Here is a 25,806-nt window from a genome sequence, read left to right on the forward strand (position 1 = left end):
TCAAAGTTACGCCACCGGCGGCGCTACGGCGGCGGGGACGCCCGTCAGCTGCTCCTTATACTCGGGCAGGATGCCAAGGAAGCGCTCCACGGTTGCATCCAGCGTCTGGTAGCTGATGCCGCCGGAGGCGTTGTGGTGCCCGCCACCGTCGAAATGACGGCGCGAGAAGTCGCTGACCGAGAAGTTGCCCACCGAGCGAAAAGAAATTTTTACAGCCACGCCCCGGTCGATGAAAACAGCCGCAAATACGATGCCCTCAATACTCAGTGCGTAGTTCACGAGGCCTTCGGTGTCGCCGGTTTTGCTTTGGTACTGGCGCAACTCTTCCTGCGTGATGGCAATGTAAGCCGTGTTGAACTCGCGGTTTACCACCAGCTTATCCTTCAGAATAAAGCCTAGAAAACGCAGCCGGATTTCGGAGTGCGAGTCGTAGATGCGGCGGTGTACCGACGAGAGGTCGATGTTGACTTTAAGCAACTCGGCAATAATCAAGTGCACATTACGCGAGGTGCTGGGGTGGCGGAACGAGCCTGTATCGGTCATGATGCCCGCATAGAGTGCTTCGCCCATGCCTTTAGTGATGAGGTCCTGGTCGCCGAGGTCGCGGATGATTTCAAAAATCAACTCGGCTGTGGCGGCAGCAGTAGGTACCGAAAAGGTAATATCGGCAAAGTCCTCGGGCTCCTGGTGGTGGTCGATGAGGACCTTGATGGCGCCAGCCTGACGCACGTATTCGCCCAGTTCGTTGATGCGGCCCAGACAGCTAAAATCGAGGCAGCAGATGACCTCGGCACGGGCTACCAGGTCGCGCACCTGGCGGTCGTTCTGACGCTTTTCGTACACCACCACTTCGTCGTTGCCCTCCATCCAGTTCAGGAAAGCGGGATAGTCAGAAGGTGTAACTACGGTTACGTGGTGGCCCTTTTGTTTGAGGTAGCCGGCCCAGGCCAGCGACGAGCCCAAGGCATCGGCATCGGGCTTGTGGTGCGTAGTGATGACAATCTGCTTTGGTTGCGCCAGCAATACCTGCAGAGCGGAAATGGAACTAGACATCGACAACATAAATGGCCCTGTAACAGAAAGCGGGCCGGTGGCTTACAAATAATTGGGCCGGCAAAAGTCGGAAGAAATCTTGTCTTAACAACGCGCCCCCCCCGGAAGGTTCTCATTGGCTATCTCAATGGTCCCTTGGGCCCGATGAAGAAACGACGTCGGCTTTGTGGCTACTTTTGCAGCTAAATAAGTTTTCAACCAACCCTCTTTAGCCCTACAAATGGCCACCAACCGCACATTCACGATGATTAAGCCCGATGCCGTTCAGGACAACCACATTGGTGGTATCCTGAGCATGATTGAGGCCGGCAGCTTCCGCATCGTGGAACTCCAAAAAGTTACCCTCACTGCCGAGCGCGCTGGCCAGTTCTACGCCGTGCACGCCGAGCGTCCTTTCTACAACGACCTCGTGAAATACATGTCGAGCGGCCCCATCGTGGCTGCTATTCTCGAGAAGGACAACGCCGTGGCTGATTTCCGCACCCTCATTGGTGCCACCAATCCCGCCAACGCCGAGGACGGTACAATCCGGAAGAAGTATGCCAAAAGCATCGAGGCCAATGCCGTGCACGGCTCGGACTCAGATGAAAACGCCCAAATTGAAGGCGACTTTTTCTTCGGTACGAAGTAATTCGCACTCAGGAAATTGCTAAAAAGTCCGCTCTACATTGCGCAGAGCGGGCTTTTTATTTGTGCCAAATACTGACTTTTTTTATACCAAATTTGTATTGATGAGCTAAGGCTAGCGGCTAAATCCGATGCGCTTGTTGCTGGTTTCCAATTCGGTAAAGGTATTGGGTTCGCGGTTATAGAGCTCGGCTAGCGAGGTAGGCTCCGTAATGGGTTCCGTTTGACCGAGGGAGGTGGCGAGGGCTTGGGCCTTGTCCACCGACAAGGGGCCAAAATGGTAGGCCGCGATGAGCCGGCCCTTACGCAGCAGGGCTTTATCGATGCGCGACAACTCGGTGTTGAACGTGCAGATAATCTGGATGTGGAAACCGTCGGAAAGCAAGCCGTCGGACAGGTTCAGCAGGTTGCTGACGGCATTCCCGCCTACGCCATCACGCTTAACGAGCAACTCTTCAGCGTCCTCAATGAGCAGGATAGAATTGGTATTATCGTGAAGTTGATTGATGAACTCTGGGTCGGCAATGCGGGCGGCCAAGTTAGGCGGAATGAATAGCTTGGGCTTATCCGTGAGGCCGCAGAGGTGGCGAATGTAGCTGGTTTTGCCGTTGCCGGGCGGGCCGTAAAGGATGATGATGCCCTTCTCATTTGGCTTCTGGAGGCGCTGCAGAATGGTTTCGTGGGCGGGCAGCAGGTCGTCGTTGTAGTGCGTGGCCAGGTTCAGCTCCGGGATGGTGATGGGCAGGGGACTGAACTCCATGTCGCCGGTGGTCAGGCGCAGCACCTGGATGCGCTTGTGCTCCACTTTGCCGGTTTCGAGGTGTGCGGTGAACAGGGCCCGGAGCTGGGCCAGCAGGGCCGGGTCTGTTTGGGGCGAATAGTACAGCTGCGCTGCTTGGTCGCCGTAGATGCCGCGGTCGTAAAACCAAAGCAGCACATGCGGAGCTAGCGTCAGGGCGTGGTACTGGAGTTCGGGGGCCTTGCCAACTTCTTCCACGTACACGGAATGCACCACCGTAGCGCGGTCCATGTCGTGGGTTTCAGCCAGGGTATTTAACACGGCCTGACGGGCTTCGGTGGAAGCCAACTGGTAGATTTCGCGGCGGGGCAGCTCACCAAAAGTTGCGTAGAACCATGCCACGGGCTGGAAGCCGTGTTGGGTGTAGCTCAGCGAAAGGTCGGGGGTAGGGGAAACGGAAGAGGGCGTCATGCCAGGGAATCAGGCCAGGGGAAGCAATGGGTGAGAGTGGCGTCAAAGGCTAAGCCTGCTCCACCGAGAGCAGGCCTTCGGGATGGGTTTCCGGCGCTGGCTGCGTGGTGTGCTTATGTTTGAATATAAGCACGAAGAGCACGGCTATGGCCAGCGAGTAGCCCGCGAAAGTGAGCCAGATGCTGTGCCAGTCCTTCGCACCATTGGCATCGGTGAAGTACCGCTGGATGATGATGCCGCTTAATGAGCTACCCAGCACGGCCCCAAAGCCATTGGTCATCATCATAAACAAGCCCTGGGCGCTGGCGCGAATGCTTGGCTGCGTCTGGGTTTCAACGAAAAGTGACCCCGAGATATTGAAGAAGTCAAAGGCCATGCCGTACACGATGCACGAGAGAATAATCATCCAGAGTCCCAGACCGGGGTTGCCATAGGCAAACAGGCCAAAGCGGAGTACCCAGGCAATCATGCTGAAAAGCATCACCTGTTTAATCCCAAAACGCCGAAGAAAGAAGGGAATAGCCAAAATGAACAACGTTTCGGAAATCTGCGAGATGGACATGATGATGGCCGGATACTTCACCGTGATGGTGTCCTGATAGGCCGGGTTCTTGTCGAAATCGTGCAGGAAGGTGTCGCCGTAGGCATTGGTCAATTGCAGCGCGGCACCCAGCAGCAAGGCAAAAATGAAGAAGGTAGCCATCTTCCGGTCGCGCAGCAGTGCAAACGACTTGAGGCCCAGGATTTCGAATAGGCTCTGGTTGGAGGAATTGGCCGACTGCGGCGGGCACTTGGGCAGCGTGAACGAATACAAACCCAGTAGAATGGCCGCGCTGGCCGCTACGTAGAATTGGCTGGCTGATTTCTCAAAGCCCAGCAGACTGACCGTCCACATGGCCACAATGAAACCGATGGTGCCCCATACCCGAATCGGCGGGTAGTCCTTTACCACATCCAGCCCTTCGCGCTTCAGTACCGAGTACGACACCGCGATGGACAGCGACAGCGTGGGCATGTAGAAAATCATGTTCAACAGTATCACCCAGAAGAACAGGCCGGGGTCCGTGACCATGGGAATGGTGCAGAGGGTAATGCCGCCCAGAATGTGCAGGATGCCGTATAGCTTCTCCGCGTTCACGTACTTATCGGCCACGATGCCCATGAGTGAGGGCATGAAAATGGACGCAATGCCCATGGTAGAGAAAATGGCCCCGAACTGCGCGCCCGACCACTGCTTCGTCTGAAACCAATAGGCACCAATTGTTATCAACCAAGAGCCCCAGATGAAAAACTGGAGAAAACTCAGGATAGTAAGACGCAACTTCGTATTCATGCGGGGTGGGCAAGAGCAGTGAAATAAGGGAAGCAAAGGCCGGGAAAAGGCCGGGACCGTCAAAGATAAATAAAAAAGCCCCTGCAAAGCGGCCCATCGCTGAGTCGCTTCGCAGGGGCTTCCGGAGCCACTAGGGCCTGTTTTAGGCCTCGTAGCTGGGCGAGAACGTGCCAGCAGGTTGGCCGTCGGCCGTGGGATAATCAGTATAGCCGTCGGCAAAGCCGTTGGGGCCGGGGGCGTAGAAAGTAGCCTGGTCGGCTTCGGCCAGGGGCAGGCCTGCTTTTAGGCGTTCTACCAGGTCGGGGTTTGAGATGAAGGGACGGCCGATGGCTACAAGGTCGGCGGCACTGTCGAGGGCAGCATCAATCTGGGCTACCGTGTTGTAGCCACCGCTCAGAATGAGTGTGTTGGTAAACTTCTCGCGGATAAGGGGCACAACTTCAGTCGGCACGGCGGGGGCCCCCATGCTCTGGTGGTCGACAAGGTGCAGGTATACGACGCCGATTTTTTGCAGCTCCTCGGCCAGGTAAGCGTAGGTTTCGTTGGTTTCGGGGTAGTTCGGCATGTCGTTGAACACGCCCCAGGGCGAAAGGCGAATGCCGGTGCGCTCGGTGCCAATGGCTTCGGCCACGGCTTTGGTTACTTCGAGCACGAAGCGGGCGCGGTTCTGCACGCTGCCGCCGTACTCGTCGGTGCGCTGGTTGGAGGCAGGATTCAGGAATTGCTCCAGCAGGTAGCCGTTGGCACCGTGCAGCTCCACGCCATCAAAGCCGGCTTCAATGGCCAGCTTGGCGCTGTGCACGTACTCGTCGCGCACGCGGGTCAACTCGTCGGAGCGCAGGGCGCGAGGAGTAGGCTGGTCCTGCATCTGCTGCTGGTCGGTCCACATCTGGCCCTGGGCAGCTACGGCCGAGGGGGCAACGCCTTCGGCACCTTCGGGCAGGTTGAGGTGGTGGAAAACGCGGCCGGCGTGCATAAGCTGCACGAAAATGTGGCCGCCGTGATGGTGCACGGTTTCGGTCACACGCTGCCAGTTGGTGACGTGCTCCTGATTGAACAGGCCGGGAATGCGGGCGTAGCCCAAGCCATCGGCCGAGGGCGAAACGCCTTCGGTGATGATGAGGCCAGCCGTGGCGCGCTGGCGGTAGTACTCAGCCATCAGCTCGTTGGGCACGTTGCCGAGGGCACGGCTACGGGTCATGGGAGCCATCGCAATGTGGTTGGCGAGGGTGAGCGAGCCAAGCTTGGCGGGCTCAAAAGCTTTATTTGACATGTTCTGAAAGTAAGGCCGCACCGTGTGAGGCGCGATAGGAATGAATGAAACGCGGCTATAAAGCAGGTAGGTACACGAATAGTTTTAGCTACCTAAATTATTGTTGCGCTACCCATCGAAGCAGTCGGGCTAAAAATCAGAAAAGCCCGTTCCACAGCGTGGAACGGGCTTTTGAGCAGCAAGATAATAGCAGCAAGTTAAGACTAGCGAAGAGCTTTTCTCAGGTCTTGCTATTTGTTACCAACGTCTTGCTACCACTGAAACTAGGCAGGGTTGGCTTCGGCAAAGCGGCGGTTCACCTCATCCCAGTTGATGAGGTTAAAGAAAGCGGCGATGTAGTCGGGGCGGCGGTTCTGGTATTTGAGGTAGTAGGCGTGCTCCCACACGTCGAGGCCCAGAATCGGGAAGCCTTTGCAGCCGGAATCGGGCATTAGCGGGTTGTCCTGGTTGGGCGTGGAGCAGATTTGCACCGAGCCATCGGCCTGCTTGCACAGCCAGGCCCAGCCTGAGCCGAAACGCGTGGTAGCAGCTTTGGCAAACTCTTCCTTGAACTTGTCATACGTGCCGAAAGCCGTGGTGATGGCTTCGCCCACGGCGCCGGTGGCCGGGCCGCCACCGTTGGGCGACAGGATGGTCCACCACAGCGAGTGGTTCCAGTGGCCGCCGCCGTTGTTGCGCACGGCTACGGGAGCTTTGGCAATGTTGTGCAGGATTTCCTCCAGCGACTGGCCTTCCATCTCAGTGCCGGCAATAGCAGCGTTGAGGTTGGTCACGTAGGCCTGGTGGTGCTTGGTGTGGTGAATTTCCTGCGTTTGTGCGTCGAACGTGGGTTCGAGGGCGTCGTAGGAGTAGGGGAGTTTGGGCAGTTCGAAAGCCATAGTTGAAAAAGGTTTGGGTGGTGATTTGGTGTGATGGTGTTGCTGGAACAGCCGGTTCCGTGCATGGTTACGGCTGCTAGCTACTTAAGGCCAAATGTAGATTATTTACGCTTCAAATTGAAAAACGCCCGCATCAGCGCGGCGCACTCCTCGTGTTGCACGGGGCCGCGCAGCTTGGTGCGCGGGTGCAGCAGCTGCCCGTGCCGCCGAAATCCCACTTTGGGCTCCTCGGCCCCGAACACAACGGCCTTCAGCTGCGCCCAATAACTGGCGCCGGCGCACATCACGCACGGCTCGATGGTAACGTAGAGCGTGCAGTCGGCGAGGTATTTATTGCCCAGGTGATTGGCGGCGGCGGTCAGGGCCAGCATTTCGGCGTGGGCCGTCACATCGCGTAGGCGTTCGGTTTGGTTGTAGCCGCGGCCGATAATCCGGTTTTCGAATACAACGATGGCACCGATGGGGATTTCATCGGTTTCAAAGGCTTTTTGAGCCTCGGCCAAGGCGTGCCGCATGAAATACTCGTCGGTCATGGCTGGTTGCTGCAGCACTTTAGCCCGGCTATTCACACGCGGACTAAAAGTTGGTGCTACTTCATCACAATGGCATTCATCACGGCCTGTGCGGTGGGTTGCCACTGCGCCTGCTCATCGGCCGGAGCCACAAAGGTGAAGACATAAAGCTGCGAGCCCAGGATGGCATATTGCACCGTCTGATACTTCTTGATAGGAGCTAACGGGCTGCCGTTTCGCCGTGCGTCGGACACCGTGGAGATGAATTCGAAATACATGTAGTCGCGCCCGTTCACGGTGCGGATGTCTTCTTTGATAAAGTCAACCTTCGAGTACAGCCGCTGAATGCTGGCTTTGTAAATTTTAATCAGCACGCCATAATCGAAGCTTTCGAAGGTGGTGGGCCGCAGGGCCACGCTGAAATCCACGCGCCCGCTGGGGTTGGAAAACACGGCCAGCGGCTTGCGTGGCGAGGGGTATTTCACCGCAATGCCGTCGTCGGGCAGCGGGGCAAAACCGGCCGGCACGCCCACCGTCAGGCCCGAAGCAAGCTTGGTGGACGTCAGCTTGGGATTGGGTGCGAAGGCTGTGAGGGTAAGAAACAGCAGCAGAAACGATAGGTTCTTCATAGCAGCATCAAATGGGAACAATAACAAAGAACGTCATGCTGAGCGCAGCCGAAGCCGCTCGCGTGCGCCGGCTGCCATGCTGAAGAAAGAAGAATCTTAATCAACGCAGAACGTCAATCGCTCTGTTTGGGTAAGGTCCTTCGTGGTGTTCAGATGACAGCCGGCGCGCATGCGAGCTACTTCGCTGCGGGCAGCATGACGCTCTTTTCAGGCCTGCTCGTTCCAACTACCGGCGGGCGGCTGGGTACTTAATCCGGACCTTTTTCCAGTACACGTAGTTGCCGGTTTTGGCCTCTACCAGATAAGTGCCAGCCGGAATCTTGCCCAAATCTACCGGCGCGCCGGTATTGTTGACCGGGTCCAGCTCGGTCTGGTACACTACTTTGTTCTTGTAATCAGTCATCACCAGCGTGCCAGGCTTGGTGAATTGCTGCGTGAAGCTGAGCATGATGCTCGTGGAGTTGGGCTTGGGAAATACATCGATGCCCGACAGCGTTTCGACGCGCTTAATGGGGCCGTCGAGCGTGACGGCGCCGGTGCCTTTAGATTTAATCTCCGTGCCCGAGGCATCGGACTTCGTTTTGGTCTTGATTTTCTGGGCCTGAGCCGAGCCGGCGGCCAGCAGCGCGGCGGCCAGTGCCAAAGAGGGGAGGAGTTTCATGAAATTTTGAAGGGATTGAGAAGACAAAGGAACGCAGCTACGGCGGCCTTTGCATATCCCGTACCAAAAACAGCCAACGCGGGTTGCTGACCTCTTGGTGGGAAGCTTGCAATGAAAGCAGCGCAGGCACCGACGTTTCTGCGGGTTGCCCGTGGGAGTTCCTACGAGCCCCCATACTTTTCTATAATGGTCTGTAGGACGTGCTACGGGCACCTATACTTTTCTGCAACGGTCCGTAGTATGTGCTACGGGTACCTATATTTTTCCCAAGTGGTCCGTAGCACGTGCTACGAGCATTCATAGATTTCTTGAGTGGTCTGTAGCACATGCTACGGGCATTTAGCTCTCGGTTGTGCGCCGTTTGGGGGCGCGAACCAGAAAGTTGGCGCTACGGTGGCAGGCCCCGCCCGCAAGGCCTAACTTTGCCCGAAATCCCTATTGCCATGTTACGTACCCACACCTGCGGCGAGCTTCGCGCCGAACACATTGGTCAAACCGTCACGCTTTGCGGCTGGATGCAGCGCACCCGCGACAAAGGCGCTATCCTCTGGATTGACCTGCGCGACCGGTATGGCCTCACCCAAGTAACGCTGGAAGGGGGCATTGAAAGCGATGCGCTCCTTGAAACCGCCCGCCAGCTCGGCCGCGAATTTGTGCTCCAGGTAACCGGTAAAGTGACCGAGCGCTACTCCAAAAACGACAAAATCCCCACCGGCGCCATCGAAATTCGCCCCGAAAAAGTGGAGGTGCTGAACCCGGCAAAGCTGCCGCCCTTCCTCATCGAGGACGAAACCGACGGCGGCGACGACCTGCGGATGAAGTACCGCTACCTCGACCTGCGCCGCACGCCGGTGCGCAACAACCTCATGCTGCGCCACAAAATGGCCCAGGCCGTGCGCCGCTACCTTGATGGCCAGGAGTTCATCGAAGTCGAAACGCCGGTGCTCATCAAATCCACGCCCGAAGGCGCCCGCGACTTCGTGGTGCCCTCGCGCATGAACCCCGGCGAGTTCTACGCCCTGCCGCAGTCGCCCCAGACGTTTAAGCAGCTGCTCATGGTGTCGGGTTTCGACCGCTACTTCCAAATCGTGAAGTGCTTCCGCGACGAAGACCTGCGCGCCGACCGCCAGCCTGAATTCACGCAGATTGACTGCGAAATGGCTTTTGTGACCCAGGAGGACATCCTCGACATGTTTGAAGGCCTGGTGCGCTACCTGTTCAAGGAAATCAAAAACCTCGATTTCCCCAGCGTGCCCCGCATGACCTACGCCGACGCCATGCGCGACTACGGCAACGACAAGCCCGACACCCGCTTCGAAATGAAGTTTGCCAACCTCACCGAAACAGTAAAAGGCCAGAACTTCCCCGTCTTCGACAGTGCCGAGCTGGTGTTGGGCATCAACGCCGCCACCTGCGCCGCCTACACCCGCAAGCAAATTGACGAGCTGACCGAATGGGTGAAGCGCCCGCAAATTGGGGCCACTGGCCTCGTCTACGCCCGCGTAGAGGCCGACGGCTCGGTAAAATCCTCGGTCGACAAGTTCTACTCGCAGGACGAGTTACAGAAGTGGAGGGCTGCCTTCGACGCCAACCCCGGCGACCTGCTCCTACTGCTGGCCGGCCCCGAAGCCAAAACCCGTAAAGCCATGAGCGAGCTGCGCCTCGAAATGGGCCGCCGCCTCGGCCTGCGTGACCCCAATACGTTCTCGCCGTTGTGGGTAATTGACTTCCCGCTGCTGGAATTCAGTGAGGAAGAAGGCCGCCACTTCGCCATGCACCACCCCTTCACCTCGCCCAAGCCCGAGGACCTCGCCCTGCTCGACAACCCCGCCACCATCGGCCAGACCCGCGCCAACGCCTACGACCTCGTGATAAATGGCGTGGAAGTGGGCGGCGGCTCCATCCGCATCCACGACCGCGCCGTGCAGGCCCGCATGTTCTCGCTTCTCGGCTTCACCCCCGAAGAAGCCCAGGCCCAGTTCGGCTTCCTGCTCGACGCCTTCGAGTACGGCGCGCCACCCCACGGCGGCCTTGCCTTCGGCTTCGACCGTCTCTGCAGCCTCTTTGGCGGCTCGGACTCTATTCGCGACTTCATCGCCTTCCCTAAAAACAACTCCGGCCGCGACGTCATGATTGACTCGCCCTCGCCCATCGCCGACGCGCAGTTGAAGGAGTTGAGCATTGCCACAGCAGTGGTAGCGAAGTAGGTTGTGAAATGGTAGAACCAGAAGCGGCGCCTGATGCATCAGGCGCCGCTTTTTATTAAATAGCAGAGCCTTTCAAGCCCATTACAGCCAAACGGTGTTTTCCTTAAAATCGACCGGGTACATGTTCAAGTATTGCACGAGACGTGGGTAGGTGCCGTGGTTGGGGCTGCTGCCGTGGGGCAGGAAGTGGTGCCAGATAATCATATCGCCGGCTCCGGCGGCAATGGGTTGTACCTGTGCCGTTAGGTCGACGCGGCGCGGGTCGGTGCCGGAAGGCAGGGTGGCCAGCCACGTTTCCAGTTGGCGGTGGAAGCCGGGTACGCAGCTAAAAGCTCCTTGGTGGGCTGGCGTGTCGCAGAGGTAAATGAGGCCTTGGGTACCGAAGCGGAAGGGCGGCTGCAAACTCATATCCCAATGCAGGGGCGTGCCCTGGTGCTGATAAGTGGCTGTTTCGGGCGGGTTGAGGCTGGTGCGGTCGGTAGTCGTCCATAGGTCGGCGGTGCCCCAAAGCTGGGCAAATGCCTTGTGGATGCGTGGCGACTGGCGGTTGGCTTGTAGGGTGGGATGGTGGTAGAAATCCATCATAATGCCCTTGCCGATGGGTTTGTTATACCAGGTAGCCGCATTGTATCGGTCCATGCCTAAGGCTTCCCACACGGCATCTTGAGTAGCTTGTGCTTGCTCTTGCGAGATGGCCTCCCGCAGAATGACGTAGCCATGCTCGTTCCAAAAGGCCAGGTCGGCCTTACTCAGCACATTCGCTACTGCTTCGATTTCGCGCAACTGCTGCCGTAACGTCTCTGGGTACGGCTGGTTCGAAAACAGGCAGTTGAGGCGCTCGATTTGCAAAGCTCCAATTTGCCCATTATTCTTGGCAAGAACCCAGTTCTCAAACTCCGCGAAGCTGGGTACCGCTTGCATCAGGTAGCGCGTGGTTTCTTCCAGCGGCAAGCTTAGCCCGTTCAGAAGCAAGTTGTCGAAGCGCCAGCTTCTTTCTGTTTGCTCAACGAAAACGCCATTGCGCTGTGCCAACGACTGCGACCAAAACCGTTTCAAGTGCTTCACGCCGAGGTCCCCGGTTTCTTCCAAATCAGCAAGGATGTATCGAGCTTCCATACGCGTTTAAACTACTGAACTACCCCGCCCAATGCTTTTTTGGTGGGCGGTAGCCTACAGGCGAATATAAAAAAGCGGCCACTGATATTATATCAGTGGCCGCTTTTTCGAAATAGCTTTTACGTTAGAAATTCCGCTCGCCTGTTTCACGCTTGCCCAGCATCACCGAGCCTACCATAGCGGCCAGCAACAGAATGGAAGCCAACTCAAACGGCAGCGCATAGTCCTTAAACAGCACCATGCCCAGCTTATCTACCATGCCAATCTGCGAATCGAAGTTGGCCGGGTCGTAACCAGCGGGGTTCACATTGCGCAGGGCTGCTACTAGAATCAGCAGCAGTGAGCCGCCAGCAATAGCAGCAGCAAACTTGGCCAGTGCAGGCTTGTGCGGCTCAGTTTCCTCGTTCAGGTTCAGGAACATAATCACGAACAGGAACAACACCATGATAGCGCCAGCATACACAATGATGTTCACAGCCGCAAGAAACTGCGCGTTCAGCAGCAGGTAGTGACCCGAGAGTGTGAAGAACGTGAGGATGAGGAACAGGACGCTGTGTACCGGGTTTTTGGCCAGCACCACGCCCAATGCACTCAACAGGGCCACGAACGAGAGAAAGAGGAAGAGAGGGGACATTAGAATCAAAAAAGAACGTCAGAGAAGAACATCATGCTTCGACTATGCTTAGCATGACGACCAAGCACGAAGTTACGCCAGTTGCGAGCGCAGCTTGTCGGCCTGTTCGGGCGTGAGTTGGATGCCGCGCTTCGAGCGGTTATCAGGCGTCACAGGTTCCACCAGCCGGTCCTTACCGTAGATGAACTCGTCGCGCTCGAAGCGCGGCGGAGCCATTTTGTCGGCCTGCAGGTACACCGCGGCTTTAGGGCAGGCTTCTTCACACAGGCCGCAGAAAATGCAGCGCAGCATGTTGATTTCGTAGCTGACGGCGTATTTCTCCTCGCGGTAAAGGTTTTCCTCCCCCTTTTTACGTTCGCCGGCTACCATCGTGATGGCTTCGGCGGGGCAGGCTACAGCGCATAGGCCACAGGCGGTGCAGCGCTCGCGGCCGGCTTCGTCACGTTTCAGAACGTGCAGGCCACGGAAAACAGGGGAGAAGGGACGCGTCTCTTCGGGGTAGCGAATGGTGACTTGTTTTTTGGTTGCAGCCCGGAAAAAGTGCTGCATCGTAATCGACAAGCCCTGAAAGATGGCCGGCAGGTAGGCCCGCTCGGCCAAGGTCATGGGCTTTTTGGTCAGGACTTTGGCGCGTTTGCTTAAGGATTCCATAAAGGTTGCTGTCATGCTGAGCCTGCGAAACATCTTATCCGGTTCGCAAGCCGCAGAGGTAACTAAGTCTGACGAAAGCAGCAGTAAATTAAGATGCTTTTGTCGGTACGCCAGATGGGCGTGACAATCAGAATTATTTAATGATGCCGAACGTAATCAGGCCGCCCGTCAGCATAATATTGAAAATGGCCAAGGGGATGAGGATGGTCCAGCCCAGGCGCATCAATTGGTCGTAGCGGAAGCGCGGCAGGGTCCAGCGCACCCACATGAAGAAGAAAATAAAGCCAAAGATTTTGGCGAATAGGCCCACCAAACCAAGGATGGTAATGATGTTCTGAGCCGTCACCAGCTCCAGTCCGCGGCTCGATACCAACCAGTCGCGCAACTCATATTGGAAGGGGAAATTGAACCCTCCGAAATAGAGGACGCTCATCACAGCAGAAGCCACGAACACGTTGATATACTCAGCAAACAGGTACAGGCCCATTTTCATGGAGCTGTATTCTGTGTGATAGCCACCAATCAACTCCGTTTCGCACTCGGGCAAATCGAAAGGCGTCCGATTGGTTTCGGCGAAAGCGCAGACGATGAAGATGAGAAAGCCCAGCGGCTGCTTGGCAATGTTCCAGAAGTGCCACTCGCCAGCTACGGATTGCTGTAGCGTGATTTCGCGCAGCGAAAGCGTGCCCGACATCATCAGCACAGCAATCAGGGCCAGGCCCATTGCCAATTCATAGCTGATGTTTTGCGAAGCCGCACGGATGGCTCCCAGCAGCGAGAACTTGTTGTTTGAAGCCCAGCCGCCAATCATAATACCATACACGCCCAGCGACACGATGCCGAACACGTAAAGCATCCCTACGTTGATTTCAATGCCTTGCAGGTGGATAATAGTATCGCCGAACTGCAGGAAGTTGCCGAACGGAATTACCGCCGACGACATCAGGGCCGTAACCATGGCTAGGCAAGGCCCGAATACGAACAATGCACGGTTGGCACCAGCCGGAAAAAATTCTTCTTTGGTGAATAGCTTTACTGCATCAGCCAACGGTTGGAGCAAACCGAAAGGGCCGGCGCGGTCCGGGCCTACCCGGTCTTGCAGAAAGGCAGCAATTACGCGCTCCGCGTAGGTGCAATACGTGGCAATCAGCAGCGAAATGCCAAAAGTTGCCAGAACGACGAGGCCTTGCCAGCCCAGAGCGGGAAGAGTCATGTTTTTTGAGCTTTTAGCTGATAGCTGTCTGCTATTAGCTTTTGCAGAAGATTTTATAAGAAGCTGATAGCGAACAGCTATCAGCTAAAAGCTAATTAAGGCCGCCCAACCGCAACGGCGGGTTGCGCTCCAATTCCCGGGTAGTGCTTTCGGGCAAGTCCTGAATGACCTGCGGATTCACAACCGGCAATTCGTAATGATTTTGGGCGATAACTGATGCACGGTTAATATGCGCAGGGCCTTCCAATACCCAGTCCGAAGTTTCCTTTTTGTCGAAGCGGCACTCGTTGCAAATCCACTCCTTAACCTCGCCGTATTCGTCCTTGCGAGCAGTTACGCGCAGGACATCTTTGCCTTTGTACCAAAGGGTTACGCGGCCGCCGCACTTGTCGGTTTTGCAGTCGCGGTGGGCATTCACAGGCTTTGTGAACCACACGCGCTGCTTGAAGCGGAAGGTTTTATCGGTCAGTGCACCCACCGGGCAAACGTCAATGACGTTGCCACTGAACTCGTTATCGATGATGTTTTCGATGTAAGTACCAATTTCCGACGCATCGCCGCGGCCCAATACGCCGTGCACACGCTCGGGCGTGAGCTGGTCGGCGGTGTACACGCAGCGGTAGCACAGGATGCAACGCGTCATGTGCAATTGGATGAGGGGGCCAATGTCGATTTTTTCAAACGTGCGGCGCTCTTCCTCGTAGCGGGTGGTGCTTACGCCGTGCTCAAAGGCGAAATCCTGCAGGCTGCACTCACCGGCCTGGTCGCAAACCGGGCAGTCGAGGGGGTGGTTGATGAGCAGCATCTCCACGATGCCTTTGCGCACATCCATCACCTGCTGGTTGATGGTGTTTTCCACCACCATGCCATCCTGTACCGTTGTGATGCACGAGGCCACGAGTTTGGGCATGGGCCGTGGGTCTTTGGCCGAACCGGCCGACACCTTCACCAAGCAGGCGCGACACTTGCCACCCGAGCCCTTCAGCGGGGTGTAATAGCACATGGCGGGTGGCACGATGCCACCGCCAATCTGGCGGGCCGCATTTAGGATGGTGGTTCCGTCCGGAACTTCCACCTCAATGCCGTCGAACGTTATTTTAGCCATTGGTATAGTATTGTCATGCTGGACGGCGTGAAGCGTCTTATCACGCCTGCACAGCTTTTAGTTAGTATTGCCTGATGAAGGCAGCGATGATAAGATGCTTCCTTCGGTGCACCAGATGAGGCATGACGGGCATTAAGCCAGTACAGCCTTACCACGATATGCCGCTCCGGGTGCCGTAGCCTCTTTGGGATTCGTTACGTGCCACTCAAACTCGTGGCGGAAGTGGCGTACGGCAGCCGCTACCGGCCACGCCGCAGCTTCGCCGAGCGGGCAGATGGTATTGCCTTCAATCTGCTTGGCCACGCTCACTAGCAGGTCTATGTCGTGCATCGAGCCGTGGCCGTGCTCCAGCCGGTGCAGTACTTTTTCCATCCAGCCAGTTCCCTCGCGGCAGGGCGAGCATTGCCCGCACGACTCGTGGTGATAAAAGCGCGAGAAGTTCCAGGTATTCTTCACGATGCACGTCGTTTCGTCCATCGCAATGAAGCCGCCCGAGCCCAACATGGTACCCGTTACAAACCCCCCGTCGCTCAACGACTCATAGGTCATTAAGCGGTTTTCGCCGGCCACGTTTTTCAGGATGAGCTCTTTGGGCAGAATCGGCACGGATGAACCACCGGCTACAACTGCTTTCAGGTCGCGCCCTTTCCAGATGCCGCCGCAGTACTCATCCGAATAGATGAACTCCTCTACCGGCACACCCAATTCGATTTCGTAGATGCCCGGCTTATTTAAATGACCACAAGCCGAAATTAGCTTGGTACCGGTGCTTTTGCCTACACCAAGCTTAGCGTATTCGTCACCGCCTTCGTTAATAATGGGAACTACCGCGGCAATGGTTTCCACGTTGTTTACCACCGTGGGGCGGGCGTAGAGGCCCTGCACTGCCGGGAATGGCGGCTTGTTGCGCGGGTTGCCCCGCTTGCCTTCGAGGGATTCCAACAGCGCAGTTTCCTCGCCGCAGATGTAGGCGCCGGCACCGGGGTGCACATGCAAATCGAGCGAGTAACCCGAACCGAGGATGTTTTCACCGAGGAAACCGGCCGCGTAGGCTTCAGCAATGGCTTTTTCCAGAATGCGCAGCACATACAACAACTCGCCGCGGATGTAGATGTAGCTGGTGCGCGCCCCCAATGCGTAGCTGCCCGTAATCATGCCCTCGATGAGCAGGTGGGGCAGTTTCGACATCAACTGACGGTCCTTAAAGGTGCCAGGTTCCGATTCGTCGGCGTTGCAGACGAGGTAGCGCGGCACGCCCTCCGGCTTGGCTAAGAAGCTCCACTTCATGCCTGTGGGGAAGCCCGCGCCGCCGCGGCCACGTAGGCCCGACTTCTTCACTTCTTCCACCACTTCGTCGGGCGTCATGGTTTTGAGCGCCTTTTCCACGGAGCGGTAGCCGCCGTGCTTGCGGTACACTTCGAAGGTATTGATACCCTCGACGTTGATATGTTCAGTTAATAGCTTGCGGCCCATAGTGGTAAGCGTTGTGCTGATGGCCAGCTTTTAGTAATTCTTCAACGAGTTTGGCAAGCCTGTTTCTTCCCAAGGAAGGATAGGGCGATGCACCAGACTCCGCAACTCATTCAGCATCGCATCTACTGCTTCAGGTGTATCGAGCTGCTCATAGTATTTCTCGCGGACCTGCACGATGGGAGCAAAGCCGCAGGCGGCCAAGCACTCCACTTCTTTCAGCGTGAAGGTGCCATCGGGAGAAGTGCCACCGATTTTGGCGCCGGTGATGCGCTCTAGGTGTTCGGTCAACTCGTCGGAGCCGCGCAGCATGCAAGGGCCAGTGCGGCAGATTTCCAGTACGTGCTTGCCTACCGGATTCAGGTTGTATTGGGTATAGAAGGATGATACCTCGTATACTTCAATTGGCTTGATACCAAGGGTTTCAGCTACCAAATCCTGCACTTCGGGGCTCACCCAGCCACCAAATTCGGCTTGCGCGATGTGCAGAATCGGCAGCAGAGCCGACTTGCTCCGCTCCTCGGGATAGTGCGTAAGCAGGCGTTTGATTTCCGCCTGGGCAGCGGGAGAAAATTGCGGTTTGGTGGGCGCGGTGGTCGGCTCCATAATCAGATTCAGCAAAAACTAAGCGTCCAATTCGCCAGCGATGACGTTCATGGACGAGAGAATGACAATGGCATCCGACAGCGTCGTGCCCACGGCCATTTCGGGATAAGCCTGGTAATAGATGAAGCACGGCCGGCGGAAATGCAGGCGGTAAGGCGTGCGACCACCGTCCGAAATAAGGTAGAAACCCAACTCGCCGTTGCCACCTTCCACGGAGTGATAGACCTCGCCGACGGGCGCATCAATCTCGCCCATCACGATTTTAAAGTGGTAAATCAGCGCCTCCATGTTCTTGTACACTTCCGGCTTGGTGGGCAGGTAGTAGTGCGGGGCATCGGCGTGGTAAGGACCGTCGGGCAGCTTGTCGAGGGCCTGGTTGATGATGCGCAGGCTCTGCCAGATTTCCTCGTTGCGCACGATGAACCGGTCGTAGGTGTCGCCGTTGGTGCCCACTGGAATGTCGAACTCGAAGTCTTCGTAGCTTGAATATGGGTTCATGGCGCGCACGTCGTAGTCGACGCCGGCGGCCCGCAGGTTGGGTCCAGTGAAGCCATAGCTCAATGCCTTTTCCGCCGAAATCGGGCCCACGTTCACCACGCGGTCCATGAAAATGCGATTGCGGTTAAACATGTTCTCGAACTCCTTCATCACCGCCGGGAAGCTTTTCAGCCAGGCACGGAGCTTGTCGAGTGCAGCCGGGGAAAGGTCGCGCTCCATGCCGCCCACGCGGCCCATGTTGGTGGTGAGGCGGGCGCCGCACACCTCCTCATAAATTTCGTAAATCTTCTCGCGCTCCTGGAACACGTAAAGAAAGCCAGTGAAAGCTCCAGTGTCTACGCCCAGAATCGAGTTACAGATGAGGTGGTCGGCAATGCGAGCCAACTCCATCATAATCACACGGATGTACTGCGCACGTTTTGGTACGGTCACGCCGAGTAGCTTTTCCACCGTCATGTGCCAGCCCAGGTTGTTGATGGGCGACGAACAGTAGTTCATCCGGTCGGTGAGGGTGGTAATCTGGTAGAACGGCTTGCGCTCGGCCAGCTTCTCAAAAGCGCGGTGGATGTAGCCAATGGTAGGCACACCGGACACGATGCGCTCACCATCCATTTGCAGGATGTTCTGGAAAATACCGTGGGTGGCGGGGTGCGTGGGGCCCAGGTTCAGCGTCGTCAGTTCTTGGCTGAAGTCGTTGAGAATGGGCATCAACTGGCCGGGGCGCTGGGCGGCGGCCTCTTCGTGAATCTTGTGGGTGCCTTCCAGCGTGTCGTTTACTGCCATGATGTAATAATCAGGGGCCTAGCGGCCGAAAAACAGGTCGGTTTTGTCTTCGCGGGTACCGTCTTCCACGGGATATTCGCGGCGCATCGGGTGGTAATCCATATCCTCCACGTTGAGGATGCGGATGAGATTGGGGTGGCCGGTGAAGATGATGCCGAAGAAATCGTAGGCTTCGCGCTCCATCCAGTTAGCCGTGTTGTAGAGGTCAGTCAGGGTGGGCACCACCGGGTCGGCAATGGGGAAGAATATTTTCAGGCGTAGCCGGATGTTCTTCGTCATGCTGTGCAAGTGGTAAATCATGCCCAACTCCTGGCCCGGGTTTTCGGGGTAGTTGATGCCGCACATCGTGGTCAGGAAGTGAAACTTCAATTCTTGGTCCTGCTGCAGACCGGCAACAATTTCGTGGATGCGTTCCCGGGTGGTGGTGGCGGTCAGCAAACCGTAGGGCTCATTCACGTTGGTGAAGGTGCCCTCGCCAAACAGGCGGGTGAGCAACGCCAGCACCTGCGCGTTCTGGGCCTTTATTGGGTCTTCGGCAACGGGCGCTTCGGGCGCGGCGGCATCTTGAGGAGTCATTTCGTCGTAGCTATTAGCTTTTTACTGCTAACTGTTAGCTTTTTATGTTCACCAGAAATCTGTTTGCTCAAAAAAGCCAACAGCTAACAGCTAGGGGCTAACAGCTGGTTTACTTTATGTTGTAAGATGCCAGCAGTTCCTGGTATTCAGGAGCGTTGCGGCGGCGGAAAGATTCGCTACGAGCCAGGTCCTGCACGCGCATGAGGCCGTCGAGTACTTGCTCGGGGCGGGGCGGGCAGCCGGGCACGTACACATCAACCGGGATAATGCGGTCGATGCCTTGCAGCACGGAGTAAGAATCGAAAATGCCGCCCGAACAGGCGCAGGCACCCATGGCCAGCACCCAGCGGGGCTCAGCCATTTGCTCGTACACTTGTTTCACGATGGGGGCCATTTTCTTGGCGATGGTACCCATCACCATCAGCAAATCAGCTTGGCGGGGCGAGAAGCTGGGACGCTCGGAACCGAAGCGGGAGATATCGTAGTGTGAGCCCATGGTGGCCATGAACTCGATGCCGCAGCAAGACGTGGCAAAAGGCAGCGGCCAGAGGGAGTTGGCACGGGCCATGCCCACTACCTTCTCCAGCGAGGTTGCAAAGAAGCCAGCGCCTTCGATGCCCTCAGGCGCTTCGACGGTTTTTATTTCAGGAACTCGGTTATCAGCCATGTTGAATCAGTGGTTAACGGTTAATGATTAGAGGTTAATTACTAGCTGTATTCGTTGCTAGCCATTCACCACTGACCATTAATAATTAGGCGGCTTTCGCTACTTGAGCGGGCCGATTTTCCAACACCGGCGCGGCGGCGAAAGTTTGCTGCGCGGGCTCTTCGTTCCAGCGTAAAATGCCTTTTTTGATGATGTAGAAGAAGCCGGCCAGCAGCAGGGCCATAAACAGAATCATCTCGATGAAGCCGGCCCGGCCGAGCGCGCGGAAGTTCACAGCCCAGGGATACATGAAAATAACCTCCACATCGAACAGCACAAATACGATGGCCGTGAGGAAGTATTTCACCGAGATGGGAGTGCGGGCGTTGCCCACAGACTCGATGCCGCACTCGAAGGCTTCGTTCTTAACCTGGCTGGTACGCTTGGGGCCCACAAGGTGCGAAACCACCATGGCGAAGGCCACAAAAGCCAGGGCCAGACCAAATTGAATGATAATCGGGAGGTAATCGGAGGGCTGATAATTGGCAGCCGGCAGGGCTAGGTACATAGTGGTCAATTATATAGCAAACAGGCCTCACGGGCGCTGAAGGGCAAAGGTAGCGCCCACGGGCTTGGGGCGCAATGTTGAGTTGGTAACCGTTTGCAACTGGGGGAAGTTGCGCCGCAGGTTAAACAGGTTGACTATTGGTTAGCAGTCGGTATTTAGAACCGAACTAGGTTTTATTTGGATTGAATGTGCTTTCTTTCGGTTGTAAATAGCGGGCTTTGGCAGCTTTTCGTGTCGAATCAACGCACCACAGCGGCTGTGGCCAATCAACTTTCATTATGGGGGCTTCCGAATATTTTTCTGCTGGCTCAAATGCTGCCATCACGGCTTTAGTGGAGCGGGAGCATCAACTCTCGGTTTTCTTTAATACCGTTGCGGATGTGACCTTTCTGCTGAATGTGGAAGATGACGGCCGCTACCGGTTCCTTTTTGTCAATAAAGCTTTTGAAAAAACGACGGGTTTGCCGGTTGATAAGGTGGAGGGCAACTATGTGGAAGATATCATCCCCGAGCCGTCGCTCAGCTTAGTGCTAACAAAATACAACGAGGCGGTGACGACGCTGCAACGCGTGGTGTGGCAGGAAACGTCTGATTACCCAACGGGCCAAGTGGTCGGAGAAGTGAGTGTGACGCCCGTGTGTGACGAAATCGGGCACTGCCGCCAACTTGTGGGAGTGGTGCACGACCTGACTAAGGAAAAGCAGGCGGAAGTACGCCAGCAATTGCTGACGGAAAAGCTGATACGGCAAAATTCGGACCTGCAACAGTTTACTTACATTGTATCGCACAACCTACGGGCCCCACTTGCCAATGCGTTGGGGTTTGCCGACCTGCTTCCCCGCTTGGATAGCGATTCTGAGGCATTCAAGATGTCTTTGCAGCACCTGGGAACCAGCCTCCGGCAGCTTGACCAGATAATGACCGACGTCAACGACATTCTCTCGATGCGGGACCTGAAGGACGGCTACCGGTCCGAGCCCGTGGCCGTAGCGGAAGTGTGCCAGCAGGCCTTGTCTGGCTTGCAGGAGGCGTTGCAGGCTTGCGGTGGGCAACTGCGCAATGCCATTCCAACTGCCCTGCGTGTGCCGGGCAGCCGCGCCTACTTTCATAGCATTTTCCACAATTTGATTTCCAATGCCATTAAGTACCGGTCGGATGCTCGTCCGTTACGTATCGACATTGAGAGCCGAATGGAGTCGGACGCCGTCACCGTGGTGGTGCGCGACAATGGCTCGGGCTTCGACCAGCAGAAAGTGAGCAAGGATATTTTTCAACTCTATCAGCGATTCCATCCCGGCGAGCCGGGGCGAGGTATCGGGCTGTACCTGGTGAAAGCGCATGTGGAAGCCATGGGTGGGAAAATTTCCGTACGAAGCCACGTAAACGAAGGCACCGAATTTATTCTCCACTTCAAGGCTCGTGCGGATGGAAACCTATCTCATTGACGATGACTACCTCGCCATCTACCTCACCGAGCAGCTGTTGCGGGCCGAAGGCTTCTCGAACTCCATCTGCACGTTCCAATCGGCTAAAGAGGCGCTGGCCAAACTAGTGAAAGAACGGGAAACAGTGGTGCCCCACGTAGTATTTCTCGACCTGAACATGCCCGAAATGGACGGCTGGCAATTCCTGGACGCCTTGGCCCCCTACGAGGAAAAGCTGCGCGGCAACTGCGCCATTTACATCCTCACATCGTCACTGGCGCTGGCAGACCTGGAAAAGTCGAAGCATTACGACTTGGTGGCAGGTTTGATTCATAAGCCATTAGACAGTGAAGAAATCCGGGCCATCCAGTCGCGGCTGGAGGATGGGCCAGCATCCGCCTGATTAACTCCGGCGCTGATTGCAGCACGCAGGGGCAATGTTATCAGTACTGTTCGAGGTAACCACAATAATTAAAAAATCCCCGCACTGTCGAAGTGCGGGGATTTTTATTAACTAAACGGGGTCGACTACAGTCCCTTGTCGCGGTTCAAATCTTCGGCGGGGGCGGCACCGAGGAAGGGGTAGCGGTAGTCGGTGACGGGGACGAAGGTTTCTTTGATGGTACGGGGCGATACCCAGCGCAGCAGGTTGAGGATGGAGCCGGCCTTGTCGTTGGTGCCGGAGGCGCGGGCACCGCCGAAGGGCTGCTGGCCCACCACGGCGCCGGTGGGCTTGTCGTTGATGTAGAAATTGCCAGCGGCGTGCACCAGCTTCTTCGAGGCCAGGTCGATGGCGTACCGGTCCTGAGCGAAGATGGCGCCGGTGAGGGCATAGGGCGAGGTGGTATCGACGAGGTCCAGGACTTCTTCGAACTTGTCGGCATCGTAAACATGCACTGTGACAACAGGGCCGAACAACTCCTCGCACATCGTCACATATTTCGGGTCTTTGGCCAGGATGACGGTGGGCTCGATGAAATAACCTTTCGACTTGTCATAACCGCCGCCGGCGATGATTTCGACGTTGGGGTCGGCTTTGGCGCTGTCGATGTATTTGGCGAGCTTATCGAAGGAGACTTCGCTGATGACGGCGTTGATGAAGTTACCGAAATCTTCAACGTCGCCCATTTTGAAGGAGGCGAGGTCTTCTTTCACGTAGCCGAGGATTTCATCGGCGAGGTTGCTGGGGAGGTAGATGCGCGAGGCGGCGGAGCATTTCTGACCCTGGTACTCGAAGGCGCCCCGGCTGATGCCCACGGCCACGGCTTTGGCGTGGGCCGAGGGGTGGGCAAGGATGAAGTCTTTGCCGCCGGTTTCGCCCACGATGCGGGGGTAGGACTTGTAGGTGGCAATGTTCTGGCCGATTTCCTGCCAGATGGTTTGGAAGACTTTGGTAGAGCCGGTGAAGTGAATGCCAGCAAAGTCGCGGTGCTTGAACACGACGTCGCCCACCACGGGGCCGTCGGCGTAGACGAGGTTGATAACGCCATCGGGCACGCCAGCTTCCTTGAACAGCTCCATCAGCACTTGGGCGGAGTAGACTTGGGTGTCGGCCGGTTTCCAGACCACCACGTTGCCCATCATGGCCACGGAGGCAGGCAGGTTGGCGGCAATGGAGGTGAAGTTGAAGGGCGTGAGGGCGAAGACGAAGCCTTCGAGGGGACGCTGCTCGAGGCGGTTCCACATGCCGGGCAGGCTCTCGGGCTGCTGCTCGTACACCTGGCGCATGTAGTGCACGTTGAAGCGGAAGAAGTCGATGAGCTCGCAGGCAGCGTCGATTTCGGCCTGGAAAGCATTTTTGCTCTGGGCCAACATAGTGGCCGCGTTGAGGCGGGCGCGGTAGGGGCCAGCGAGCAGGTCGGCGGCTTTGAGGAAGACAGCAGCACGGTGCTCCCAGGGCATATCAGCCCAAGCAGAGCGGGCGGTCAGGGCGGCCTCAATGGCCTGGTTTACGTGGCTGGCAGTGCCGTAGTGGAAGTGCCCGATGGTGCGCTGGTGGTCGTGGGGCGGGCTGATGCGCTTGAGGTCACCGGTGCGCACTTCCTGCCCGCCGATGTGCATCGGAATATCCAGCTCCAGACCATGGAGGCTTTTGAGCTGCTGTTGCAATTCCAGACGCTCTTTGGAGCCGGGCGCGTAGCCCTTGACGGGTTCGTTGATGGGGACGGGGACGTTGAAAAAGCCGTTGGCCATGAGGGGGCGGGTTAGGTTACTGGATTCAGGTGGGCAAAGGTAAAGCAAGGTTAGGGAGGGACTGTCTCGGGTCGTTAGGGGACAGGTGGTGGGTATTGAATTAATGTCGACAGGTGTTGAGCCGATGCCGGCAAGGGTTGAACCGATGACGGGAGGGGTTGGAACGATGTCGGCAAGCGTCTTAGCGCTGCCAGTAGGGGTTGGATTGATGCCGGGAAGGATTTTATCAATGTCAGGAAGGGTTTCAGTGAGGCCGGGACCTGTTTAAGTGGAGCCGGGAGGGGTTCCAGCGATGCCAGGAATCGTTGAATCGATGTGGGTAGGCGTTGAAGCGGTGTTGGCAGATGTCGAAGCATTGGCGTTCTGTATTTGTGTTAGCCGAATGCTGTTCCAACAGCTTCCAGGGGTGCGTCGGCGCCTTACGGTCTTGCCGCCTAAGAAAGCCTGAGAGTGGGAAACCTCGTGCAGCGGCCCTTTGCAATCACGAAATCAGGATGCAACTGCGAAGTGCCTTCAAGCATTTTACTTCTGCTGCCTGCACCTGTACAGCTTCTGTTAGTGAGGGGCGCTACCACAGGCCCCGCGCCCGCAGCATGCGGGCCAGCGGGGTGCCGGGACGCACCAATGGGCGCAACTCGGCGTAGGGAATAAACCAAGTAAACGTTTCGCGGGGAAAGGCCTGAATGTAATTGCCCCGCCAGTCGGCTATTTCCAGCCCGGTCCCGGTCAGCAGACTTTTCCCGACCGAGACGGGGGTGTTGGCTAGCAACCAGCGTGTGGTAGCCGCCAGCGTATCGGGCCGGGTGCGGAGGTAGGGAGTGAGCTGCCGCCGCCAGGTACTGTCGTGGCGAATGAGCCAGTACTCATCGTCGTATAGCAGGTGGTGGGCCAGCAGGCGGGCCAGGCCGGCTTGATAGTCGGGAATGAGCTGGCTCATGGGCGTTAGCCAGCGTCCGGCCCGCAGGTCGAGCAGGGCGTAGCGGTACCGCTCGTCGGCCGCGCCACCGATGATGCTGCAATACTCCTCGTAGGAATAGCTGAATAGGCCGAAGTCGTTGAGCTGCACGCTCAGCTTCTGGTCGGTGATGCAGTCGCCGTCGCCTCCTTCGAGCAGGAGCCCGCGGCGGCCGGCCGGCCCGGGCGATAGTATCGGGCGCAGGGCCGGGGGCACGCTCGCCGGGTCGGGCAGGTGCATGAACTCGTATCGCACCACTGGTACGGCGCTATAGCGCCGGCCATGTGCGTCGGTAATGGTGTAATTGCCGTGGACCCACCAAGTCTGAATGGCTAGGCGCACGCCGTTGGTATAGTCTTCGCGCAGCATCACAGGTTGGAACCGGCCTGTGGGGCCGCCGCGCCAGGTGCCCGTAAGGGTAGCGCCTGGCTTGCCGTGCAGCCGCCACTCGCTCGAACTGCCGCTCCAGCCATATGCATCCACTGCCAGCACCCACCCCCGCCGCTGAACGGGGTGCTGGGCGGGCGGAAGCGGAGTGCTTAGGCGGTATCCCGGCCCTCGGCGGTGCAGGTAGAAGCTGCCCGAAACCGAATCGGGGTTTTGCCATTCGAGCAGGGCGGTAGCAGGTTGCCCGCCTACCGTGCCCACGTAACGGTGCAGCAGCCGGGGCCGCCGCGCCCACCAGTTACCGCGTGTAAACACCGGACGCGGGGTGCGTTGCGGCGCATGCTCGGTTTGCACGGGCGGGGTTGTGGGAGCGGGCGAGGCCAGCGCCGTCAGCGAAGGCTCGCTCACGGTCGTTGAGTCGGGAGGGGCCGCTGGGTTGGGCGGCTGGGCGGCCAGCACCGGCTGGCCGGGCCACCGGACGGCGGCTTCGTAGGCAGCAACAAACAACAGCAGCAGCACCATGGCCGCCATCAGAAATCGGGAATTGGGAGAGGCAGGCACGCGCAGGACCGGGAAGTAAGGCAAGTTACCACACGGC

Annotated in this window: 24 protein-coding genes and 1 pseudogene; 4 read left to right on the top strand and 21 right to left on the bottom strand. The window is 57.3% G+C overall.

The features are described from left to right. Positions 1-6: 6 nt before the first annotated feature. Positions 7-1,053, bottom strand: a complete 1,047-nt coding sequence (locus tag J4E00_RS22120; RefSeq protein WP_208177465.1) for a DHH family phosphoesterase — start codon at positions 1,051-1,053, stop codon at positions 7-9. A 220-nt stretch (positions 1,054-1,273) separates the two neighbouring features. Here J4E00_RS22120 and J4E00_RS22125 point away from each other — a divergent pair, with 220 nt between their 5' ends. After that, entirely contained in the window at positions 1,274-1,684 is a 411-nt protein-coding gene (locus J4E00_RS22125) for a nucleoside-diphosphate kinase (RefSeq protein ID WP_208177466.1), read from the top strand. 111 nt (positions 1,685-1,795) lie between these two features. Here the strand turns inward: J4E00_RS22125 and J4E00_RS22130 are convergent, their stop codons facing one another. The 7 genes from J4E00_RS22130 to J4E00_RS22160 form a co-directional block, all read right to left on the bottom strand. Continuing rightward, positions 1,796-2,890, bottom strand: coding sequence for an AAA family ATPase (locus J4E00_RS22130; RefSeq protein ID WP_208177467.1), 1,095 nt, complete (start codon positions 2,888-2,890; stop codon positions 1,796-1,798). A 49-nt stretch (positions 2,891-2,939) separates the two neighbouring features. Then, the gene (locus tag J4E00_RS22135) at positions 2,940-4,223 is read right to left on the bottom strand and encodes a nucleoside permease (protein WP_208177468.1); all 1,284 of its coding nucleotides are present in this window, start codon (positions 4,221-4,223) and stop codon (positions 2,940-2,942) included. Between the two features lie 142 nt (positions 4,224-4,365). Then, positions 4,366-5,496: an alkene reductase gene (locus J4E00_RS22140; protein ID WP_208177469.1), complete on the bottom strand. Its 1,131-nt coding sequence runs from the start codon at positions 5,494-5,496 to the stop codon at positions 4,366-4,368. A 263-nt stretch (positions 5,497-5,759) separates the two neighbouring features. Next, positions 5,760-6,374, bottom strand: a complete 615-nt coding sequence (locus J4E00_RS22145; RefSeq protein ID WP_208177470.1) for a superoxide dismutase — start codon at positions 6,372-6,374, stop codon at positions 5,760-5,762. A gap of 101 nt (positions 6,375-6,475) precedes the next feature. Next, positions 6,476-6,907, bottom strand: a complete 432-nt coding sequence (locus J4E00_RS22150) for a nucleoside deaminase (protein WP_236050052.1) — start codon at positions 6,905-6,907, stop codon at positions 6,476-6,478. A 56-nt stretch (positions 6,908-6,963) separates the two neighbouring features. Next, positions 6,964-7,515, bottom strand: a complete 552-nt coding sequence (locus J4E00_RS22155; protein ID WP_208177471.1) for a hypothetical protein — start codon at positions 7,513-7,515, stop codon at positions 6,964-6,966. Positions 7,516-7,741: 226 nt separating this feature from the next. Further along, positions 7,742-8,176: a hypothetical protein gene (locus J4E00_RS22160; protein WP_208177472.1), complete on the bottom strand. Its 435-nt coding sequence runs from the start codon at positions 8,174-8,176 to the stop codon at positions 7,742-7,744. A gap of 443 nt (positions 8,177-8,619) precedes the next feature. Here J4E00_RS22160 and aspS point away from each other — a divergent pair, with 443 nt between their 5' ends. Continuing rightward, positions 8,620-10,383 (top strand): aspartate--tRNA ligase, encoded by a 1,764-nt coding sequence (aspS, locus tag J4E00_RS22165; protein WP_208177473.1) that lies wholly within the window; start codon positions 8,620-8,622, stop codon positions 10,381-10,383. 81 nt (positions 10,384-10,464) lie between these two features. On the opposite strand, the gene J4E00_RS22170 is transcribed toward aspS, so the two are convergent. The 11 genes and pseudogenes from J4E00_RS22170 to J4E00_RS22220 all read right to left on the bottom strand — a co-directional run. Next, complete coding sequence (locus J4E00_RS22170; RefSeq protein WP_208177474.1) at positions 10,465-11,499, bottom strand: phytanoyl-CoA dioxygenase family protein; 1,035 nt, start codon at positions 11,497-11,499, stop codon at positions 10,465-10,467. Positions 11,500-11,623: 124 nt separating this feature from the next. After that, positions 11,624-12,133: an NADH-quinone oxidoreductase subunit J gene (locus J4E00_RS22175; protein WP_208177475.1), complete on the bottom strand. Its 510-nt coding sequence runs from the start codon at positions 12,131-12,133 to the stop codon at positions 11,624-11,626. A gap of 72 nt (positions 12,134-12,205) precedes the next feature. Beyond that, the gene (locus J4E00_RS22180; protein WP_196281458.1) at positions 12,206-12,784 is read right to left on the bottom strand and encodes a NuoI/complex I 23 kDa subunit family protein; all 579 of its coding nucleotides are present in this window, start codon (positions 12,782-12,784) and stop codon (positions 12,206-12,208) included. Positions 12,785-12,917: 133 nt separating this feature from the next. After that, the gene (nuoH, locus tag J4E00_RS22185; RefSeq protein WP_208177476.1) at positions 12,918-13,997 is read right to left on the bottom strand and encodes an NADH-quinone oxidoreductase subunit NuoH; all 1,080 of its coding nucleotides are present in this window, start codon (positions 13,995-13,997) and stop codon (positions 12,918-12,920) included. Positions 13,998-14,088: 91 nt separating this feature from the next. Beyond that, entirely contained in the window at positions 14,089-15,102 is a 1,014-nt protein-coding gene (locus J4E00_RS22190) for a 2Fe-2S iron-sulfur cluster-binding protein (RefSeq protein WP_208177477.1), read from the bottom strand. 132 nt (positions 15,103-15,234) lie between these two features. Continuing rightward, the gene (nuoF, locus tag J4E00_RS22195; RefSeq protein WP_208177478.1) at positions 15,235-16,575 is read right to left on the bottom strand and encodes an NADH-quinone oxidoreductase subunit NuoF; all 1,341 of its coding nucleotides are present in this window, start codon (positions 16,573-16,575) and stop codon (positions 15,235-15,237) included. Between the two features lie 30 nt (positions 16,576-16,605). Next, entirely contained in the window at positions 16,606-17,178 is a 573-nt protein-coding gene (gene nuoE / locus J4E00_RS22200; protein ID WP_208177479.1) for a complex I 24 kDa subunit family protein, read from the bottom strand. Positions 17,179-17,196: 18 nt separating this feature from the next. Beyond that, the gene (gene nuoD, locus J4E00_RS22205) at positions 17,197-18,384 is read right to left on the bottom strand and encodes an NADH dehydrogenase (quinone) subunit D (protein WP_236050053.1); all 1,188 of its coding nucleotides are present in this window, start codon (positions 18,382-18,384) and stop codon (positions 17,197-17,199) included. 93 nt (positions 18,385-18,477) lie between these two features. Then, entirely contained in the window at positions 18,478-19,035 is a 558-nt protein-coding gene (locus J4E00_RS22210) for an NADH-quinone oxidoreductase subunit C (RefSeq protein ID WP_208177481.1), read from the bottom strand. A 109-nt stretch (positions 19,036-19,144) separates the two neighbouring features. Further along, the gene (locus J4E00_RS22215; RefSeq protein WP_213017978.1) at positions 19,145-19,702 is read right to left on the bottom strand and encodes an NADH-quinone oxidoreductase subunit B; all 558 of its coding nucleotides are present in this window, start codon (positions 19,700-19,702) and stop codon (positions 19,145-19,147) included. Between the two features lie 166 nt (positions 19,703-19,868). Then, positions 19,869-20,249: pseudogene (locus tag J4E00_RS22220) on the bottom strand (NADH-quinone oxidoreductase subunit A); the annotation flags it as partial. 278 nt (positions 20,250-20,527) lie between these two features. On the opposite strand from J4E00_RS22220, the gene J4E00_RS22225 reads away from it, so the two are divergent. Both J4E00_RS22225 and J4E00_RS22230 read left to right on the top strand, forming a co-directional pair. After that, complete coding sequence (locus tag J4E00_RS22225; RefSeq protein ID WP_208177483.1) at positions 20,528-21,694, top strand: sensor histidine kinase; 1,167 nt, start codon at positions 20,528-20,530, stop codon at positions 21,692-21,694. Then, entirely contained in the window at positions 21,675-22,076 is a 402-nt protein-coding gene (locus J4E00_RS22230; protein ID WP_208177484.1) for a two-component system response regulator, read from the top strand. The genes J4E00_RS22225 and J4E00_RS22230 overlap by 20 nt, the downstream gene beginning before the upstream one ends. Positions 22,077-22,201: 125 nt before the next feature. Here the strand turns inward: J4E00_RS22230 and pruA are convergent, their stop codons facing one another. Then, positions 22,202-23,866 carry an L-glutamate gamma-semialdehyde dehydrogenase gene (pruA, locus tag J4E00_RS22235; protein WP_208177485.1) on the bottom strand — a complete coding sequence of 555 codons (1,665 nt, stop codon included), beginning with the start codon at positions 23,864-23,866 and terminating at the stop codon, positions 22,202-22,204. 568 nt (positions 23,867-24,434) lie between these two features. Continuing rightward, the gene (locus tag J4E00_RS22240) at positions 24,435-25,769 is read right to left on the bottom strand and encodes a hypothetical protein (protein WP_208177486.1); all 1,335 of its coding nucleotides are present in this window, start codon (positions 25,767-25,769) and stop codon (positions 24,435-24,437) included. Between the last annotated feature and the right edge of the window lie 37 nt (positions 25,770-25,806).

It is taken from the genome of Hymenobacter negativus (assembly GCF_017571495.1).
Taxonomy (GTDB): Bacteria; Bacteroidota; Bacteroidia; order Cytophagales; family Hymenobacteraceae; genus Hymenobacter; species Hymenobacter negativus.